The 18,615-nt window shown below is 71.5% G+C and carries 15 protein-coding genes; 4 read left to right on the plus strand and 11 right to left on the minus strand.

Going from position 1 to position 18,615, the window contains the following annotated elements:
• Window positions 1-16: 16 nt before the first annotated feature.
• From OHT77_RS30520 to OHT77_RS30545, 6 genes are all read right to left on the minus strand, one after another.
• Window positions 17-754 (minus strand): class I SAM-dependent methyltransferase, encoded by a 738-nt coding sequence (locus OHT77_RS30520; RefSeq protein WP_328831621.1) that lies wholly within the window; start codon window positions 752-754, stop codon window positions 17-19.
• Window positions 751-2,058 (minus strand): condensation protein, encoded by a 1,308-nt coding sequence (locus OHT77_RS30525; protein WP_328831622.1) that lies wholly within the window; start codon window positions 2,056-2,058, stop codon window positions 751-753. The genes OHT77_RS30520 and OHT77_RS30525 overlap by 4 nt, the downstream gene beginning before the upstream one ends.
• Window positions 2,055-6,374, minus strand: a complete 4,320-nt coding sequence (locus OHT77_RS30530) for an alpha-(1->3)-arabinofuranosyltransferase (protein WP_328834389.1) — start codon at window positions 6,372-6,374, stop codon at window positions 2,055-2,057. The genes OHT77_RS30525 and OHT77_RS30530 overlap by 4 nt, the downstream gene beginning before the upstream one ends.
• Window positions 6,371-7,150: a class I SAM-dependent methyltransferase gene (locus OHT77_RS30535; protein WP_328834390.1), complete on the minus strand. Its 780-nt coding sequence runs from the start codon at window positions 7,148-7,150 to the stop codon at window positions 6,371-6,373. The genes OHT77_RS30530 and OHT77_RS30535 overlap by 4 nt, the downstream gene beginning before the upstream one ends.
• Before the next feature lie 11 nt (window positions 7,151-7,161).
• Window positions 7,162-8,349 (minus strand): glycosyltransferase family 4 protein, encoded by a 1,188-nt coding sequence (locus tag OHT77_RS30540; RefSeq protein WP_328831623.1) that lies wholly within the window; start codon window positions 8,347-8,349, stop codon window positions 7,162-7,164.
• Window positions 8,350-8,552: 203 nt separating this feature from the next.
• Window positions 8,553-9,530: a DUF3068 domain-containing protein gene (locus OHT77_RS30545; protein WP_328831624.1), complete on the minus strand. Its 978-nt coding sequence runs from the start codon at window positions 9,528-9,530 to the stop codon at window positions 8,553-8,555.
• A gap of 154 nt (window positions 9,531-9,684) precedes the next feature.
• Between OHT77_RS30545 and OHT77_RS30550 the strand changes: the two genes are divergently transcribed.
• The 4 genes from OHT77_RS30550 to OHT77_RS30565 all read left to right on the plus strand — a co-directional run bounded on the left by OHT77_RS30550 (window position 9,685) and on the right by OHT77_RS30565 (window position 12,939).
• Window positions 9,685-9,837: a hypothetical protein gene (locus OHT77_RS30550; RefSeq protein ID WP_266768360.1), complete on the plus strand. Its 153-nt coding sequence runs from the start codon at window positions 9,685-9,687 to the stop codon at window positions 9,835-9,837.
• A gap of 115 nt (window positions 9,838-9,952) precedes the next feature.
• Window positions 9,953-11,173: a helix-turn-helix domain-containing protein gene (locus OHT77_RS30555; protein ID WP_328831625.1), complete on the plus strand. Its 1,221-nt coding sequence runs from the start codon at window positions 9,953-9,955 to the stop codon at window positions 11,171-11,173.
• Window positions 11,174-11,326: 153 nt separating this feature from the next.
• The gene (locus tag OHT77_RS30560) at window positions 11,327-12,100 is read left to right on the plus strand and encodes an IclR family transcriptional regulator (protein WP_266768358.1); all 774 of its coding nucleotides are present in this window, start codon (window positions 11,327-11,329) and stop codon (window positions 12,098-12,100) included.
• A complete protein-coding gene (locus OHT77_RS30565; protein ID WP_328831627.1) occupies window positions 12,097-12,939 on the plus strand; it encodes an SMP-30/gluconolactonase/LRE family protein in 843 nt (280 codons plus the stop codon). Before OHT77_RS30560 ends, OHT77_RS30565 begins: the two co-directional genes overlap by 4 nt.
• A gap of 23 nt (window positions 12,940-12,962) precedes the next feature.
• On the opposite strand, the gene OHT77_RS30570 is transcribed toward OHT77_RS30565, so the two are convergent.
• From OHT77_RS30570 to OHT77_RS30590, 5 genes are read right to left on the minus strand one after another with little or no spacing between them, the layout of a single operon-like run.
• Window positions 12,963-14,354, minus strand: a complete 1,392-nt coding sequence (locus OHT77_RS30570; RefSeq protein WP_328831629.1) for an NAD(P)/FAD-dependent oxidoreductase — start codon at window positions 14,352-14,354, stop codon at window positions 12,963-12,965.
• 47 nt (window positions 14,355-14,401) lie between these two features.
• Window positions 14,402-15,577, minus strand: a complete 1,176-nt coding sequence (locus tag OHT77_RS30575; RefSeq protein WP_328831630.1) for an MAB_1171c family putative transporter — start codon at window positions 15,575-15,577, stop codon at window positions 14,402-14,404.
• A complete protein-coding gene (locus OHT77_RS30580; protein WP_328831631.1) occupies window positions 15,574-16,758 on the minus strand; it encodes an MAB_1171c family putative transporter in 1,185 nt (394 codons plus the stop codon). The genes OHT77_RS30575 and OHT77_RS30580 overlap by 4 nt, the downstream gene beginning before the upstream one ends.
• Window positions 16,755-17,285, minus strand: a complete 531-nt coding sequence (locus tag OHT77_RS30585; RefSeq protein WP_328831632.1) for a toxin — start codon at window positions 17,283-17,285, stop codon at window positions 16,755-16,757. Before OHT77_RS30585 ends, OHT77_RS30580 begins: the two co-directional genes overlap by 4 nt.
• A gap of 38 nt (window positions 17,286-17,323) precedes the next feature.
• A complete protein-coding gene (locus tag OHT77_RS30590) occupies window positions 17,324-18,601 on the minus strand; it encodes a DUF6545 domain-containing protein (protein WP_328831633.1) in 1,278 nt (425 codons plus the stop codon).
• Window positions 18,602-18,615 lie beyond the last annotated feature (14 nt).

The raw sequence follows: 18,615 nt of genomic DNA on the forward strand, positions 1-18,615 counted from the left end.
CACACGGCCCGCGCCCCTACGTCTTCCGCGCGTGCAGCAACAGGATCGACGCCACCTGCGGTCTGACACACGCCAGTCGGTCCAGCGGCCGGAGCGGACGCGGCACGCCGTGGAAGGGCGCCCCCTTCAGCCCTACGACCGTGAAGCCCGCCGCGGCCACGAACTCCCGTAACGCACGCGGGGTGTAGAGCCGCAGATGTCCTACGACCTCCTTGCCCGGGCGGCCGTGGATCGCGCGCAGGCTCACCTCCGAGAACACGGGCTGGACGCCGGCGAGCAGCAGCGCGCGGTTGTACCAGGCGGCCAAGTTCGGGGTGGACAGCATGAGATGACCTCCCGGGCGCAGGACGCGGCGGATCTCGGCGAGCGCCGTGTCCGGGTCGACGAGGTGCTCGATCACCTCGCTGAACAGGACAGCGTCGGCGGAGTCGGGGCGGAGCGGGAGCGCGGTGAGTTCGCCGCGGACCGTGTACGGGAGGTGGGCGCGGGCGCGGGTGAGGGCGTCCTGGGACCAGTCGACGCCGACGACCCGGTGGCCGGTGAGGAGGGGTGCGGCGGTGGCGGCCGCGGTGCCGTCGCCGCAGCCGATGTCCAGGACGGTGCGCGGGTGTCCGGGGGTGGCCGGGCCCAGGGCGGCGGCGAGGATACGGGCCTGGCGGAGGGTGCGGGAGGGGCCGGAGGCGACCGGGACGGCGGGGTTCTCGTAGAAGTCGCGGAGGTCGGGGCGCACCTGGTTCGGGGTGGTGGTCGTCATGCCGGGTGCTCCTCCGTCTGTTCCGTCGTGTGCAGGTAGTGCTCGAACAGGTCGCGGAGGTGGGCCCCGTCGCCGGGGCCGAGGAGGGTGCGGGACCAGCGGAGGGCGACGTGCAGCTTCCCCGCGGTGGACGCCGTCGTCACCGTGAAGCCGCGGGGCATGCGGGCCGGGGCGGAGAACCAGACCGCGTGCGCTCGGCCCGCGGGGGCGCCGAAGTCCAGGGTGTACGGGATGCGGCCGATGTTGCTGAGGAGGGTGGTCGAGGTCCACGGGGCCGCCGCCCTGCGCAGGCCTCGGGTGAGGGTCGCGCGCCAGGCCACGGGGACGACCGGCGCCGTCAACAGGGTTGCGCTGTGGCCCAGTTGGGGGCGCTGGAGGGCCTTGAGGGTGCGGGTGCGGTTCGCCGTGCGGTGGAGCAGGTCGGCCATCTCGGTGGGAGTGGGCGTCAACTCCGCCGGGGCGAAGGTGACTTCCACGAGTCTCGTGCCGTTGCCTATCGGCATGTCCGTGCCGCGGGGGCGGTCGTCGACGGGCATGGTGATGCGCAGCGGGCGGGGGTGTTCGCCGTGTTCCCGGTTCCAGTGGGCGATCATCAGGGCCGTGCTGACCATGAGTTGGTCGTTCACCGTGTACGGGGAGCCCTTGGGGCGGTGCGGGACCGGGAGTTCGGTCAGGAGAAGGCCGTTGCCGCCGGGGGACCGGTCGGGGGTGCCGGGGGCGACTCGGGCGGGCGGGGTCCATACGGACGGGGTGTTCTCGGGGGGTTCCGGTCGGTCCGGGGGGCGGGTCGGCGGGGCGGTCGGGGTGTTGTCCGCTCCGCCGTAGCGCTCCGCCGCGGTGGCGAGGATGCGGAGGCAGGCGGGGCCGTCCAGGGCGGTGTGGTTGACCGTGAGGATCAGGGCGGTGCCTGTGCCTGGAGGTGGGAGGGGGACTGCTTCCAGGCGGATGGGTGGGGAGGTGGTCAGGGGTGGGGTGTGGGTGAGGGAGCGGGTGCGGGCGTGTTCGAGGGCGTCCTTGGTGGGGGGTGGGAAGGTGACGACCTCTATGTCCGGGGTGGGGGTCAGTTCCCATTCGTAGCGGCGGCGGTACCAGGGGCGGGGGGCCTCTCGCATCAGGATGCGGGGGTGGTGGTGGAGGGCCTCTGTGAATGCGGTGCGGAAGCGGTCCGGGTTCAGGGGGCCTGGGAGGTGGACCTCTATGTGGACGGTTTCCGGTTCCGTGGATTGATGGCAGTGGCGGGCGATTTCGTCGACTGTGGGGAAGGGGATGCGGGTGGGGGAGCGGGGGTTGTCGAGTGTGGTCATTGGGGGTCGTCCTTTTGGTGCGGGTCTGTGGGGGCTGGTCGCGCAGTTCCCCGCGCCCCTGGAAAGGCAGCGCCGTTGTTCGGTTCCGGTTCGGTGGGGGCTTGTCGCGCAGTTCCCCGCGCCCCTGAGAAGGCCCCGCCGTTGTCTGGTTCCGGGTCGGTGGGGGCTGGGCGTGCCGTTCCCCGCGCCCCTGTCGGGGGGCTCCAGTCGTCGGTGCTTACCAGGCCTGCGAACAGGGCGATCAGTGCCAGGAGTTGGGCTGTGTGGCCGAATGCTCCGTGGGCTGCGCCCACCGGGTCGCCTGCTCCCGTCGCTGCCGCTATGCCCGCGGCTGTCATTGCCGTGAAGGCGATGGGGACCAGCAGGGCGTGGCGGCGGTAGGCGAGGAGCGCCAGAGCTGGGACCAGTAGGGCCAGCCAGCCTGCGATTACTGCTCCTACCAGGGTCAGTGCGACCGTGCCCAGCCACAGGCCCGGTAGGGGTGGGGGTGGTTGGCGGTCGTCGGGGTTGGGGTCTCGGCGGCGCCAGATGACCAGGGCCAGGAGGACGGCCAGGGCTGCGCCGCTTCCGATCAGGCCGGCCTCGTAGGTGGTGGCCGGTTCATAGGTCAGCTTGATCTTGCCGCCCGCGCCCGCTGGGATGCGCCAGCCCTGTTGCCAGCCGTCGAGGCGCAGGGCGGACAGCTCCTTGCCGTTCAGGGTGGCTTTCCAGCCCGTGTTGTAGTTCTCGTACGTGGTGAGGTACGACGCCGCGCCCGCTCCCGCCGTCACCTCGCGGCGGTCGCCCAGCCAGTCCTGGATCGTCAACTCGCGCTTGGTGGCGGTGGGTTGGGTGAGAGTGCCTCGGGTCAGCGTGATGTCCGTGAGGGTCAACGGGCCCGCGTCGCCCGCCTCCACCCTGTGGGTGCCGGACGTCAGCTCCAACGACCCGTCCGACGCGCCCTGCTGACAGGGCGTCACCTGCACCTCTCGGCGTGCTGTCAGGTCGCCCACCGTTCCCTGGACGCTCGTCGCGTACAGCTCGCCGTCCACCGCCACCACCGGGCCCTTGCCGCAGGGCAGGGTGAAGGGGCGGGACGGGTCCGGCTGGGGGGTGCGGTATTTGTCGAGGGCCGGGATGTAGGCCTCGGTGAGGCCCACCGGGAGTTGGAGGTTGTCGTCCGCTATCGGGTTGTGGAGGGTCAGCGGGGCCGTCTTGGTGACGGTGATGGTCAGACGGTCCGTCGTGATCGGGTCGAAGCGGGCCACGCCGTTCTCGTCCACCCCCGCGATCGTCGAGCCGTCCGGTGAGGTGATGTCGACCTCGGTCGGACGCGTCGACAGGCCGCCTGCCGGGGCCAACACGACTTCTCCCAACGCCTGTTTGCCGGTCCAGGTGAGGTGGATCGTGGGGCGGTCGCCCGCCACCCAGCCCGTCGTCAGGTCGCCGTCCGTGAGGTTGCGGGCGGAGAGACCGGTGCCGAGTGCGGCCGTGGAGTCCGCCGTCGCGGTGATGCGGTGCTGCTGGGCGGGGGCCACCTCGTAGAGGAGCCTGTCCAACTCCTCGCCGGGGACGGCGACCGCGCTCGCCTTCATCTCGTACGTTCCCGCCGTCGCCGTCGAGAACGTGCGGTGCAGGCCCGCCTCCGTGCCCGTCGGGGAGAGGCCCGTCGGGTCGGCCGTGCGGTGCAGGGAGATGACCTCGGCGGACGCGTCGGTCGCGTTGGCGTCGGTGGGGAGCTTGAGGAGCCGGGTCACCTGGACGTGGGGAAGGGCGATCTCGGAGAAGCCCGCACCGGTCAGACCGGTGTGCCGGGCCACCGAGTCGACGATCGTCAGCTTCATCCAACTCGTCTCACCCGGAGGCGACTTGATGGTCTGGGTCATGCCGTTCGGCTGGAGGAAGCTGGTCACTGTGCCCTTCGCCGTCTGCACCCGTACCTTGGTCGCCGCCGCCCGCACGCTCTCCTGCGGGAGCGGGGTGACCTTGAACGAACTCGGCATGTCGTACGACCCGCCCGCGAAGCCGATGCGCAGCCACTGCCCGTCCGGCGAACCCGGCGCGCCCTCCGCCCACGCGGTGTCGGGGTTGCCGTCGAAGGCGTTCACCGGGTCGAACTGGGGCAGCGAGAAGAGCCAGTTGCCGCTGGACGACGCCGTCACCGAGCGGGCTCCGCGCAGCTGCGCGACCGTCTGATGGGCGATGCCCTTCGTCGGCAGGATCTGCTTCGGTTTCTTCCCGGCGTCCTGGACCGCGTCGGGCGCGTTGCGTTCGGTGGGGGTGTACGTGTACGACGTGTTGGCGTCGACCAGGCCGAAGCGGGTGTCCGCCCGGCGCAGTCCGTCGCCGACGATCTGCAGGGCCGGGGAGCCCAGGCCCGGGTGGTTGTCGCCCGTCAATACCGTTGCTCTGCCCCGGAGTTCGGTCGCGAGGGGGAGTAGGGACTCCGGGCCGCCCGAGACCACAGCCGTGTCGGCCACCGGCGTCAGACCCGCCTGGCCGGGGCGGATCACGTCCTTGCTCGTCGGCTCGTAGATCTCCACCGCTCGCTGCCTCGGGTAGAGGCCCTCCACCTGGAGCGGGGTGTCGTTGGCGATGCGGCCGCCGGTCATGACGGGGCCCAGGCCGGTCACCCGTTGGTAGCCGGACTGTTCCAGGGTGCGTTTGACGGTGGTCGTCGGGACGTAGCCGATCTGGTCGGGGTCGAGGTCGTTGCGGACCACGACGTAGTAGATCCCCGCCCGGCTCAAGTAGTCCGCCAGGCCCGGCACTTCGCTCCCGCTGGCCAGCGCCTGTTCCACGGCGTCCATCGCGCGGCGGTTGCCGGGCGTGCCCATCGGGACGTAGTCGCGCTCGGCCCAGCGGGAGTCGGCGAGGACGTCGAGGGGCTCGTCGATGGGGGAGCCCCAGGTGTAGATGCCGTGCGCGGTCGCCGGGACGACCAGGGCGCGGGAGTCGGGGGAGTACTTGTGCAGCCAGTCCGCCGTGGACTGCCAGTACTTGGGGAGCTGCTGGAACGAACCCGGGTTCAGGATCGACCCGTTGAGATACGGCCAGGCGAGACCGGGCAGTACGAGGATCAGCGCGATCAGCGGGACGAGCCGGCGGCCCGGGACCGGGCGCGCTCCGTGTGGCTCGGCGGCGATGCCCACCAGGTGGGCCAGGCCGAGGACGAGCGCGAGGGCCAGGCCCGCCTGGAACTTGTAGATGTTGCGGAAGGGGACCAGCGGGCCGTTCAGCCAGTTCTGCACCAGCCCGTGGAAGGGCGCCCCGAACGCGCCGCCGTACCCGGCGAACAGGATCAGCGCGACCGTCACGGCGGTCAGCACCAGCCACCGCCGCTCCGGCATGTCCCGTCTGGCCAGGCCCGCCAGGCCGAGGCCGGCCGCGAGCGCCGAGCAGACGATGACGATCACCGACGAGGCGACCGTCCACCCGGCCGGTATCCAGGCCTCCCCGAGATGCAGATAGGCGACCCAGTCACCGGCTCCGCGCAGGCCCTCCGTCGCCGACATGGTGTCCGTCGTGGTCTGCGAAGTCTCCACGTAGGGAAGGAAGTTCTCGCCGTAGACACCGAGCATGAGCAGCGGGATCCACCACCACGCCGTCGCCAGGATCACCCCCGGCACCCACCATGCGATCAGCTTGCGCTGCCGTGGCCCCGGTGGGCGGGACAGCAGATACAGCCCCACCGGGAGGAGCGAGGCGAGCGTCGCCGCCGCGTTCACCCCGCCCATGAACGGGACGACCAGCGCCGACCGCAGACCCGCGATCCGCGCCGTATAGCGCTCGTTGGTGAGCGGGAGCAGCACCCAGGGAAGGAAGGCCCCGGGGAGCGCGGCGGCGGACGTCGACCCCACGACGATCGTGAACACCGGCCACAACGCGTACGCCACGGCGGCCAGCAGCCGGGACGCGGGGCTGCCGACACGCAGCCGCTCGGCCAGCCGCAGCGCGCCCCAGAAGGCGACCGACAGGATCAGCGACAACCACAGGCGTTCCGCGAGCCAGACCGGCAACCGCACGGCGTGGGCCAGCCAGTAGAACGGGAGCATCGGCCAGAGGTAGCCCGCGTACTGGTCCTGGATACCGCCGAACGAACCCCGGTCGTGCCACAACTGGCCCAGGTCGGACAGGAATTGACCCGGATCCACGGTGACACCGAGCTTGGTGTCGAAGGTCTGCCGGCCCGGGTGCACGGCCAGGAACAGCACGAACACCACGGCCCAGAACCCCAGCAGCCAGCGCCATGACCTCGGGCCCTCCGGGGGCCCCGCGATGGCCGTGCTGGAGGGGTCGGCCGCCGGGGGCGGGGCCTGGACCGTGGTCGCCGTCATGGTGGACACCGCCGGAGAATGAGGAGGAGGTTCCAGGTGGCCAACTCCCTTATCCCGGGCGCCTTGACGACGGCTCGGTCGAGGAAGGGCCAGTAGCGGGAACGCGCCACGACGACCATCACGTCGTCGCGGGCACGGACCTGCCGCAGGGTGGCACCGATGTGCACGGCGAACAGGTTCTCGCCGAGCGTGTGCTTGGCCGGCTTTCCGGTACGCCGCCGGTAGCGCGCGCGGGCCCGCTCGGCACCGAAGTAGTGCCACGGCGCCCACTCGTGACCGCCCCACGGGGACAGCCAGTTGGTGAACGACACATAGATCAGTCCACCGGGCCGGGTCACCCGCGCCAGCTCACTCAGAAACGTCTGCGGATCGGCCACATGCTCAAGAACATTCGAGGAGAACGTCACATCCGCGACCCCGTCGGACAACGGCAGCAGATACCCGTCCGCGATGACCGTCCCGTCGGCCGCCTTCTCCCCCAACTCCCGTACGTCAGGCTCGAAGAGGTAGGCGTGAGCACCCCGCCGCCGAAACTCCGACGTGAAGTACCCACTCCCTCCACCGACATCCACGACCGTGCGCCCGGCGACGGGACCGTAGTAGCCCTCGACCTGATCGGCGGCATCGGCGGCGAGCAGCGCATAGCAGGAGTCAGGGTCGTCCTGCTCATGCAGAAAGGCACGAAAGAGGGCAAGGGAGCGCCGGAGAGAGGGGTCCTTGAAACCCGGGGGGGCTTCGAGGGGGCGCGGGGAACTGCGCGACCGGCCCCCACGCACCCGCAGCCGACTCACGACCCCCCGCCCTTCACCGCCTCACCGGCCACCGACCGAAACCGTCTGACAGTCCGGTCCCACCGATAACGCGCCGCCCGATCACACGCCGCCTTGCCCATCCCCGCACGCCGACGCTCGGACAGAGCCAACGCACACCACGCCGCGGCGAACGAGGACTCCCCCCGAGCCAGGACCCCCGTCACGCCGTCGACCACCGAGTCCCGCAGCCCGGGCACGTCGAACGCAATCGCCGGAGTCTCCCGAACCGCGGCCTCGGTCACCACCAACCCCCACCCCTCCACCGCGGAGGGATGCAGCAACAGCCAGGCCGCGCAGAGCAGTTCGTGCTTCCGTGCCTCGGAGACATGCCCGGTGAACTCCACACCGGGCCCGGCGAGCCGCTCGAGCCGCTCCCGCTCAGGACCGTCACCGACGATCAGCAGCCGCCCGCCGACGACGGGCCGCACCCGCTCCCACAGCCGCAGCAACAGATCGATCCGTTTGTACTCGACGAGCCGCCCGACCGCCACGAACAACGGCTCGACGGAACGAGGAGCCCGAGGCCCCGGCTCCTCGACTCCGTTGTGGACCACCCGGATCCGGTCCCGCGAGACCCCGATCCCGCGCAGCGCCTGCGCGGTCGAGGGAGACACCGCGACCAACAGCCCCCGATGCCGCGCCCCCGCCAGCGCCCAGTGCTCGAGTCTTCGCCCGATCCGGGCCGCCGGTGCCATCGGCCCGCCGAACCGCAGCTTCCACAGATCCGTGTGGACGTGGTTCACGAGCCGCAGCGTCGGCCCGTGATGCCACGCGGGCGCGAAGTACGGCATCCCGTTGCACACCTCGACCAACAGGTCGCAGTCGCCGACGAGTTGGTCGAAGGCGGATCTGGCGTGCAGGAAGTGGCCGTAGGCGCCGCCCGCCGACACCACGCGGTAGTCGCGGTAGGACGCGGGGCCGCCGCACAGCAGGGTGACCTGGTGGCCGAGTCGGGTCAGGCCGTCGGCGAGCCTGTCCACGAGGATCTCGGAGCCGCCGGCCTGCGGATTGGCGAGGTCCCGGTGGGCGAGGAAGACGATCCGGCGCGGGTACGGCACCGCCGTCGGGGGGTGCTGCGCGACCTGGGGGAAGGGAGCGCGGTGGGGGTCCCCCCACCCGAGTGAATTCGAGGGTGGGGGAGGGTGGGGCACGTGCTGGGGCATGGGTGCTCCAACTCGTCTCAGGGTGCGGAACTGTGGCGGATCACGGTGGGGGACTCTGCGGGGTGGGGCCGGACGGGGCGGGGCGCGGATCGGAGTTCTGTGGGTGGGCTGTGCGGGGGTGGATTGGACAGTTTTCGCCGCGCCGTTCCTGACGGCTACTCACCCGCATGACAATTTCGGGGGTTATTAGAACTGACGTCACGTCACATCGTGGGCTGATACTCGGGTGAAGTGGATGATTCGGGGCGCCGACGGCCGCGTAGCACCAAAACGCCCCCGATCACGGCCAGGACGAATCCGGCCACAGCGGTACCGATCGGCAACGTCTGCCCCACCAGGCGCAGTTGGCCGCTCTCCTGCTTCGCCAGTTTCACCTGTTCCTTCTGTGTGGCCGTGGTGAACGCGAGCTTGTCGGCGTCCAGGAGGAGCACCGCGTCGTAGGCGTGGCCGGGGGCGCGCAGGGTGCGGCGGGGGCCGGTCCTGGCGTAGATCACCCGGCCGGTGCGCTGGTCGGCGATCAGCTCGATGCCGTGGTTGGAGTACCACTCCTCGGCCAGGATCTGGGGCGAGGAGGGCTGGTCGACGAGGCTGCCGGGGACCAGGCGGGTGCCGATCTTCGTGGGCGGGACGGTGCCCTTGAAGACGTAACCCGAGTAGCCCTGCACCTTCTTGGTGCCCGAGTAGCGCAAAGTCACCGTCGCGCCAAGGGAGTTGTCCCACCACTGGTAGGACTGTTTCCGCACGTCGAACGGGAACTTCAGGAAGGCGTCGCCCTCGAAGTACGGGTTCTCGTGGCAGCAGTGCACCGGCTTGTTGGTCCTACGGTCCGTGACCCAGCGGTTGGGGAAGAACTCCAGCGCGTCGTGCGGATCGGCGGCCGGCAGGGACTTGTCGGTGTCGACGGTCGTGGTGACGTCCCAGACCGCGTCCCCGCTCTTCTCGCTGTCCGCGACATCGCCGCGCACCTGCTGGGTGACGGTGATCCGCTGGTCGTCCACGGTCCGCAGCTCGCCGGTGTCGAAGTAGCTGCCGGTGCCCCGGTAGACGGCGGTCGTGTCGATGTCGATCGGGGTCACGGCGGCCCGAGGCTCGACGTACCAGGCCAGCAGCGGCGCCAGGACCAGCAGAAACGTGCCGAGTCCCAGCAGGATCAGGGAAAGTGGAGAGGCTGTACGGCGCATCCGGGCACTCCAGTGGGATGTGGTGACGGAGTTCGGGCCGCTCTTGGGCCGGGAACCGTAGGCGGCCCTTGACGGAGTGTCAATGTCTGCCGACACTGGGCCGACGGGCAGAGGTGGGGCGCACGGACCTCAGGACAGAGAGGCTGACCCCGCGATGCCCAGACTGCTCGCCGCCGCACTCACCGTGCTCCTGGCCGCCGCCCTCGCCGTGGGCGCCGCGCTCGGCATCGTCGCCCTGCTCGACGCGAGACCCGCCCAGCCGAACACGCCGTTGGTCACGTACGAGCAAGCGGACCAGGGGAGTTGACGCCGTGGCCGCGCGCCCGGCGACCGCCCGGCCGGCGAAACCTCAGCCGTCGACCGCGCCATCGGAGGCCGGCCAACCGTCGACCGGCCAACCGCCGACCGCCCGTCCGGCGACCATGACCGCCCGTTCGGCGTGGCACGACGTACCGCGCCCGAAAGTACGGGAGTTCGCGGCGATCGCCATGGCCGAGGCGCCCGCGCTCGCCGAGGAGATCCTGCGCGAGATCCGCCGGGAGCACCCCCAACTGCCCCTGGTTCTGGACGAGTCGGGCGAGCCGATGGCCCTGGTCGGCATCCGGCGTGCCATCGAGGTCTTCGTCCAGCACCTGGAGACCGCCGAGGGCCGGCCGACCGTACCGCCGGGCGTCTTCCAGGAGTTCGGCCGCGGCGAGGGGCTCAACGGCCGCAGCCTCGACGCGCTCCAGGCGATCTACCGCATGGGCGTCCGACTCGCCTGGCGGCGGCTGGCCGAGATCGGGCAGCGCGTCGAGATCCCGCCGCCCGCGATGTACGAACTCGTCGACGCGGGCTACGAGTACCTCGACGGGCTGGTCGACCAGTCCGTGCGCGGCTACGCGGAGGCCGCGGCCCGGCAGGCGGGGGAGCGGCTGCGGCTGCAACGGCGGCTCATGGAACTCCTCCTCGCCGAACACCATCGCGGCGACCCGGCCGAGGCCCTCTCGGAGCGTGCCGCGCGGATCGGCTGGCCGCTGCCCGACAAGGTCGCCGTGGGGGTCCTGCTGCGCCCGGCGCGCGAGGCCGTCGCCCCCGCCGTGGGGCAGGAGGTCCTGCTCGACATGGAGTACGAGCAGCCGCGCATGGTCGTGCCCGAACCGGACGCCGCCGGGCGCCCCGAGCTGCTGCACCGGGCGCTGACCGGCTGGGCCGGGGCGATCGGGCCACCGGTGCCGCTGGCCGACGCGGTGAAGTCGGCGCGCTGGGCCGAGGCCGCCGTAGGGCTGATGGAGCGGGGGCTGTTGCCGGGCGGGGGTGTTCTGTACTGCACCGAGCACACCGAGGCGTTGGTGTTGTTGCAGCCCGAGGAGCTGATCGACGATCTCGCGCTGCGGTGTCTCGCACCGCTGGCGCACTGCGGGCCGACGCATGGACGGCGGCTCGCGGAGACCCTGCTCGCGTGGCTGGAGACGCGCGGCGGGGCGCCGGAGGTGGCCGCGCGGCTCGGTGTGCACCCGCAGACCGTGCGGTACCGGCTGCGGCAGATCCGGGAACTCTGGGGCGACGAGATCGATCATCCGGACCGCCGCTTTGAGCTCGAACTCGTGCTGCGCGCACAGCGGTTGCGTGGTCGGCTGGGGGGTATCGGGGCCGTTCGGTAGTCACATGGTCACCCGACCATTGCCCGGGCAACCCAGTATGGCTAGCCTGTGTTCGTCATGCCGATCGCCAGTTGAAATTTCGAACACAGAGCAACACAGCCACGCACTCACGCCAAGATCAGCCACTCACAGACACCAAGAAGGGGGCCGGTTGTGGGACGCCTCGTACCTGCCGTGACCCGGGCTCTCGACATTCTCGAGCTCTTCCTCGACGGGGACGGGACCCTCTCCGCCCCCGACATCGTGCGCAAGCTGCAACTGCCGCGCACGACCGTGCACGAACTGGTCACCACCCTCGCGGCCAGGTCGTACATCGTGCCCGTGCCCGGACAACCCGGACGTTACCGGCTGGGTGTGCGTCCGTACCAGCTCGGGAGCCGATACGCCGAGCAGCTCGACCTCGCCGCCGAGGGGCAGCAGGTCGCCCGGTCCGTCGCCGAGACCTGCGACGAGACCGTGCACGTGGCCATTCTCGAGGGCACCGACGTCATCTACATCGCCAAGGTCGACTCCACGCACGCGGTGCGCATGGTGTCGGCGGCCGGCCGCCGGCTGCCCGCGCACTGCACCTCCGTCGGCAAGATGCTGCTGGCCTCGCTGCCCGACCCGGAGCTGACCTCGCGCATCCCGGCGAACGCGTCGCTGACCGCGATGACGCCCAACAGCATCACCGACCCGGACGCCCTGCGGGTGGCCCTCGCCGAGATCCGGGAGCGGGGGATCGCCGTCGAGAGCCGTGAGTCGAACCCGGACGTGTCCTGCGTCGCCGCGCCGGTCCGGGACCGTACCGGACAGGTCGTCGCCGCGCTCTCCATCTCCGTCCCGATGATCCGCTGGAGCGACGAGCGGCGGCTGGAGCTGGAGCAACTGGCGGCCAAGGGCGCGGTCGAACTGTCGGAGCGGCTCGGACATCGGAGCGTGGCATGACGTACGAGGTGGCGGTACGGGCCGAGGCGACGCTCGGCGAGGGGCCGACGTGGGACGCGGCCACCGGGCGGTTGATCTGGATCGACATCCTCGGGTGCCGGGTGCACACGTACGACCCTGTCTCGGGGGCGCGGACGGTGCGGGTCACCGAGCAGCACGTGGGGGCCGCGAAGCCTCGGGTCGGTGGGGGGCTCGTCCTCAATCTGCGGGACGGGATCGGACTCCTCGACGCGGAGGGGGAGTTCAGCTGGTTGCACCGGGAGGTCGTTCCGGGGCGGCGGGCCAACGACGCGGCCGTCGCGCCCGACGGGGCGTTGTGGGCGGGGACGATGCGGTACGACGAGGCGGCGTGCGGGGGGTCGTTGTCCCGGATCACCGGGGACGGCTCCGTGCAGCTTGTCCTTGATGACGTCGCTGTGAGCAATGGGACCGGGTGGAGTCCGGACGGCCGGCTGATGTATTACATCGACTCGCCTACCCGTCGGATCGATGTGTTCGAGTACGCGGACGGGCGGGTCAGTCGGCGGCGGCGGTTTGCCGAGATCGAGGTCGGTGCGGGGTTTCCTGACGGGCTGACCGTTGATGCCGACGGGTGTGTGTGGGTGGCTTTGTGGGGCGGGGGCGCGGTGCGGAGGTACACGCCGGACGGGGAGTTGGAGCGGGTTGTCTCGTTGCCGGCCTCGTTGGTCACCGCCTGTGCGTTCGGGGGTGCGGACCTCACCGACCTGTACGTGACCACTGCTCGGGTCGGTCTTGAGGCGCCGCATCCTGTTGCCGGGTCTTTGCTGGTTGTGCCGGGGGCGGGCAAGGGGCTGGCGCAGGTCGCATTTGCGGGGTGAGGTATTGATACGGCCCCGCGCCCCTAAAGGCGGCTCAGATCGGCCAGGGTTTTTTGTTCCGCGGGTGTCAAAGGTGGGGCTGAAAGCCTGGGCAGGAGTGGGCCGTTGAGGGCTGCGAGCAGGACGGTGGGGCGCAGGAGTGCTGACGCTGTCGACTCCATGCTGGTCACCGAGGACAGGGCTGCCGCCGCTGTGTAGGAACCCGTTGCCGTCTTGAGGAGGCGGCGGGAGTAGTGGGCGATCGCGTGGTCGGCCCTGGTGGGGGCCGGGCCCTTGGTGGCGGGATACCAGATGTCCTGGCCCACTGCCATGGACCAGGCGCCCTCCACCGGAGCCGCCAGGGCGTGTTGGACCTTGGTGGACAGGGCGGGGGACGTGAAGCCGTTCCGGGCCAGGGCGTGGGAGAGGGTCTTCGCGCCCAGGGCGGCTACCGACATGCCTTGGCCGTAGGCCGGGTTGAAGGTGGCGAGGGCGTCGCCGAGGACGATCAGGGCCTCGGGCCAGTCGCGGACCTTTTCCAGGTAGCGGCGGGTGTTCTGCGTGCTGCGGCTGGTGTGTACGTCGGTCAGCGGTTCCGCACCGGAGATCAGGCGGGCCAGGATCGGGTGCGGGAGGTCGCGTACGTACTGGAGGAAGCCGTCCGGGTCCGCGGGGGGTTCCGCGCCGCGGGTGCCCGCGAGGCTGACCATCCAGCGGTCGCCCTCGATGGGGAGGACCATGCCGGCGCGGCCGGGGCGGGACGCGTAGGGGTCGGCCTGGAGGATGGTGAGGGGGAAGTGCTCGGCGCCCTCGGGGCGGCGGTAGACCCTGGTCGCGTTGACGAGGCCGGAGTCGACGATCCGTTCCTCGACACCGGTGACGCCGAGGGCTTCCAGCCAGTGGACGACTCGGGAGCCGCGGCCGCTGGCGTCGACCACGAAGTCGGCGTCAAGGTCCGTCTCCCCGGCCTCCGTCGAGATGCGGACGCCGGTGACCCGGCGGGCGTCGCCGAGGAGCGCCAGACCCCGCGCGTGGCGGATCACGGTCTTCGTCTCGGCGAGGACCGCCTCGCGGACCACCCAGTCCAGCAGCGCCCGGCTGCACGTGAGCATGCGGGGGCCCGGGTGCCGCCAGCGGCGCAGCCAGCCCTCCGGAGTCAGCGCGAGGAGGCCCGAGTTGAGGGGGATCTCGTGGGCGCCCGCGTCGAGCAGCCGCTCGCGCATCGGAACGCCCGGTACGAGATCCTCCATCGCGGCCAGGCCGCCGGACATCAGGAGGTGGGCGTGGCGCCCCTGCGGGAGACCCCTGCGGTGTTCCGGCCCGCTGGGCAGCTCGTCCCGGTCGAGCACGATCACCTCGTCCGCGTGGGCGGACAGCGCGGCCGCGGCCAGCACGCCTGCCAGTCCGGCGCCGATGACGACAGCTCTCCGCGACATGCGGCTCCTCAAATCGGCCCGGGAACAAGGAGGTTCGGGCGAGTGGATCAGTGCGGGGTGGCCTTCACCGTACCCTCCGGTACGGCGGCGGTGACACGGGACCGGGCCAGTGCCCGCGCCAGCTCGACCAGCCCGCCGGTGTCGGAGACCTCCGTGGCGTAGAGCCGGTAGGTGCTCGGTGTGCCGAAGGGTTCCTCGCGGGCGGCGGCGCGGCGGGCGGCGTCGGCCACCATCGCCGCCTCCGCGACCATCCGGGCCTCGTGCGCGGAGCGGCCCTCGTGCAGGGCGGCCTCGCGGGTGCGCTCGCGGACCCGGTCGTCGAAGTACGGGGCGAGTGCCAACAGGGCGTCGTGGATGGACACTTCACGCCAGTGCAGCCGCATCCGGGGCAGCTGCCAGAGCGCGCTGGGCGGCTTCGGTGCGATGGACGCGAACCGTATCTCCGACCACAGCGGACCCAGCCCGCGCAGGTCGTCGAGGTAGCGCCAGTGCGCGCGGGCGGTGGGCAGCAGCCGGGGCAGGACGAAGCCCATCGAGCAGGTCAGGGCCGCCAGCGAGGCCATCGGCGGGGCGACCCCGGTGGACAGGAAGTCGAGGTCGTGCCCGGACCAACGGGCCACCACCGCCGTGTACTTGACGAGCTGGAAGCCGACCACGTCCAACAGGGTGCCGACGAGGATGAGTTGGAGCCCCGTCCGCAGCAGACCGGTGACCTCCCGGGCCCAGCTGACGCAGACCGTGCACATCGCGAGGGTGGCCGCGCTGTGCCCGAGCAGATAGAGCACGATCATCTCGCGCATGTAGGGCGTGTTGGCGTAGTACGTGTCGAGGTCGGTGAGCCGCTCGGTGCTCGGGTCGGCGAGCGCGAACAGCACGACGATGGCGATGATCAGCGCGCCGTAGGCGGCCATGCTGCGCAGCACCAGGCGCCGGATGCGGGCGGGGGAGCCGCCCCGCCACTGGAAGAGCAGCACCAGCAGGGAGCAGCTGTACGCGGAGATCATGCCGTAGGTGAGCGGGGCACCGAAGTTGGCGACGCCGGTGAGGCCGTTGACCGCGCTCAGGGTCGGTGGCGCGGCGCAGACCAGGCCCAGGGCGCCGAGGACGATCGCCACGCAGGTCGTGACGGTCAGCGGGTCGCGCGGGAAGCTCGGCGGGCGGCGCAGCAGCACGGTGCAGGACAGCCCGAAGACGGCGGCGGCGAGATACACGATGAGGCTCATGCCCGTGAACTCCCTTCCGTCGTACCGGCGCGGACCCGGGCGGCGGCGACGAGCGGGGAGCGGGTCAGGGCGTCGGCGATCGGCACGAGGAGGGCGGTGCCGGGGGCGCGGTCGGGGAGCCGGCCCGGTTCGTCGGCGGGCAGGAGGTGCGGGTCGCGGTGGCGTTCCTCGGCCACGGCAGCGGCGACGACCGCCGCCCACGCGGTCGCCTCGGCCTGCTCAGGGTCGCCCGTGGTGTGGGCCTCGGCCTCCAGCGTCCGCTCGTACAGGGCCCGGTCGAAGAACGCGTCGAGGTGGCCGAGCGCGTTGTGGATGCTGGTCTGCCGCCACACCAGCCGGGTCGCGGGGGAGGACCAGCGGGGCCGGGGCAGCCGGAGCGCTCGGCGGGTGAGGAGTTCGTCCAGCTCGTGCTCCAGCGGTTCGAGCCGGGCGTACGTCCGCCGGGCCCGCCGCCACTGGGTCAGCCGGGGGCCGCCGAGCGGGATCAGCACACCGACGACGATCAGGACCGCGCCCAGGCCCGCGGCGGCCGGCGACACCGTCGTCCCGAGCTCCGTCCAGTCGCGTCCGCACCAACGGGCGACCACCGCCGCGAACTTGGTCACGCTGTACCCGGCGCCGCACAGCGAGCCGACGCCCAGCGTGAGCAGTCCCGCGCGCAGCCAGCCGTCGACCTGGCGCGCCCAGCGCAGCGAGGACACCGTGGTGACGCTGACGGCGGCGAGGTGCCCGCACAGGTAGAGCACGATCATCTCGGAGATGAACGGCGTCTTCGCGTAGTAGGTGTCGAGGTCGGTGCGGCGCTCCACCGGGGTGTCGCCCAGCGCGAACATCACGGCGATGCCGACGACGACGAAGGTGTACGCCACGATCCAGCGGCGGGCGGTGCGGTGGACGTGCGGGCCGCCCCGCCAGTACACGAAGAGGACCTGGGAGGACGCGCTGTACGCGGTGATCGACGCGTACGTCAGCGGCGCGGCGAGGTTCGGGACGCCGCTGAGCTGGTTGACCGCGCCGACGGTGGGCGGGGCCCCGAGGAAGAAGCAGGCCCCGGCCAGGCCGAGGAGCACACAGATGACGCGGAGATAGGGGTCGCGCCAGTGCCGGAGGAGATCGGGGGCTTTCACCAGCAGGCCGAGCCACAGCAGGCCGCAGCTGAGGTAGTTGATCAGACCGCTCATTTTCTGGTCCCGCGGTAGTTGAGGGCGGCTCCGATGCGCCCGGCGAGCCCGTCCTGACCGTCGTCGCCCACGGCGGGGCCGTGTGCCGGGTCCGCCGTGGCGGCGGCCTCCAGCCAGGGCCGCAGCCGTCCGCTCATCAACATGCCGAAGCGGTCGGCCTCTTGCTCGTCGGCGAGGCTGAAGTCGGTTCGGGCGGCGACGGGTTGGGGGCTGCCGTCGGCGCCGGGGGTGGGCTGGGCGGTCCGCTGGTGCATGTGCCACACCTCGTGGCAGAAGATCACGATCTGGTGCCAGGCGGCGGCCCGCTTGTCGATGACGATGACGTCGTAGGTGTCGCCCTCCAGCCACAGGCCGCTGGCGGTGTGCGGAGGGAACACCTCGCGGCGGACGACGACTTCACGTCCGCGCCAGCGCGTCACGGAGTCGACCAGCGCGTCGAACAGGGCCTCGGGCTCGGCCGGGACCGGGACGCGCATCGGGTCGATGAGGGCGGCGGCGAACCGACGCATCTCCTTCTTCGTGCGCACCGCTGCAATATGCCAGGACATTCGCCGACTCAGCCACCTCACGGTCGCCGCGGAAGCAGGAAGCGGGAGGCTTCCGCGGAGTCTGTGGAGTGCTCAGGTCCCGGTGCGGGCCCGGTCTGCTCCGTGGTGCCGGCCTCCTGCCCCGCACTCCGTACGGCCGCGCGCACCGCGTCGATCGCGTCGCGGTGGCGCAGGGCGCGGGAGACGGGGCCGAGTTCCTGGAGGAGGTCGGCGGTGTCGGGGTGGCCGGTGGGGTGCCCGGGTGCTGAGTCGATGGCGCCGAGGATCGCCACCGCCGCGGCCAGCGCCTTCGCGCGGGGCGGGGTGCAGCCGAGGGTGAGGGCGGCCTGGTGGGCCCGGGTACGGAGGTCGTCGTCGAGGTGGCGGGCGAGCGGGAGGAGGACGTCGCGGATGTACGTCTCCCGCCGGATCAGCCGGAGTTCGGGCGCGGCGCAGAGCACGAAGGGGACGCCGTCGCCGTCGACGGAGCGCATCAGGACGTAGAGCGGCCGGAGTTGGTGGTGGGCGAGGCGGACGCGGAGGCGGCCGTGCAGATACTGGCCGGTGTGCGGCAGGATGAAACCGACGGCGATCAGGATCGCGCCGAGGCAGGCCGCGCAGGGCGCGATGTCGGTGCTGAGGGTGTCGAAGTCGTGTCCGGTCCAACGGGCCGCGACCGCCGTGAGTTTGGCGAGATCGAACCCGAGGTTCAGCGCGTAGCCCGCGCCCAGGAACGTCAGTCCCCAGCGCAGCCAGCCGTGCAGGCCGTCCGCGCGGACCCAGTTCCAGATGAGCCGTCCGGTGATCAGCACGGCCACGGTGTGCCCGAGGAGATAGAGCACGATCATCTCGCGCATGAAGGGCGTGTTCGCGTAATAGGTGTCCAGGTCCCGGACCCGCTCCACGGGCGCGTCGGCCAGCGCGAACAGCACCCACAGCGCCACGATCACGCCCGAGTAGACGGAGATGACCCACCGCCTCGCGCGCCGGGTGGCGTCGGAGCGGTCGGACAGGCCGTTGCGCCAGGTCACGATGAGCAGCAGCCCGGCCCCGCTGAACGCGGTGAGCAGCGAATACACCCACGGCGCCGAGAAGTTGGGCACGCCGGTGACCCGGTTGGTCCAGATGATCACCGGTGGCATCACGAACACGAACACCGCGCAGGCGAGCAGCAGCAGCCCGCCGACCGCCCGCAGCAGCGGCTCACGCCACAGCCGGATGATCGCCGGCAGCTTCAGCGCGAGGGCGGCGCCGAGGACCGCGGTGGGGATCCACGCGAAGGACGTGTACAGCTCGCCGAGGAAGGTCGTCACCACGTCGTGCGCTCCCC

It is taken from the genome of Streptomyces sp. NBC_00252 (assembly GCF_036187565.1).
GTDB lineage: Bacteria > Actinomycetota > Actinomycetes > Streptomycetales > Streptomycetaceae > Streptomyces.

Excerpts from the sequence above, each read along its gene's own strand:
- OHT77_RS30530 (WP_328834389.1), bottom strand. The coding sequence starts at position 6,374 with ATGACGGCGACCACGGTCCAGGCCCCGCCCCCGGCGGCCGACCCCTCC.
- OHT77_RS30520 (WP_328831621.1), bottom strand. The coding sequence starts at position 754 with ATGACGACCACCACCCCGAACCAGGTGCGCCCCGACCTCCGCGACTTC.
- OHT77_RS30540 (WP_328831623.1), bottom strand. The coding sequence starts at position 8,349 with ATGCCCCAGCACGTGCCCCACCCTCCCCCACCCTCGAATTCACTCGGG.
- OHT77_RS30580 (WP_328831631.1), bottom strand. The coding sequence starts at position 16,758 with ATGAGCGGTCTGATCAACTACCTCAGCTGCGGCCTGCTGTGGCTCGGC.
- OHT77_RS30565 (WP_328831627.1), top strand. The coding sequence starts at position 12,097 with ATGACGTACGAGGTGGCGGTACGGGCCGAGGCGACGCTCGGCGAGGGG.
- OHT77_RS30570 (WP_328831629.1), bottom strand. The coding sequence starts at position 14,354 with ATGTCGCGGAGAGCTGTCGTCATCGGCGCCGGACTGGCAGGCGTGCTG.
- OHT77_RS30545 (WP_328831624.1), bottom strand. The coding sequence starts at position 9,530 with ATGCGCCGTACAGCCTCTCCACTTTCCCTGATCCTGCTGGGACTCGGC.
- OHT77_RS30575 (WP_328831630.1), bottom strand. The coding sequence starts at position 15,577 with ATGAGCCTCATCGTGTATCTCGCCGCCGCCGTCTTCGGGCTGTCCTGC.
- OHT77_RS30550 (WP_266768360.1), top strand. The coding sequence starts at position 9,685 with ATGCCCAGACTGCTCGCCGCCGCACTCACCGTGCTCCTGGCCGCCGCC.
- OHT77_RS30555 (WP_328831625.1), top strand. The coding sequence starts at position 9,953 with ATGACCGCCCGTTCGGCGTGGCACGACGTACCGCGCCCGAAAGTACGG.
- OHT77_RS30525 (WP_328831622.1), bottom strand. The coding sequence starts at position 2,058 with ATGACCACACTCGACAACCCCCGCTCCCCCACCCGCATCCCCTTCCCC.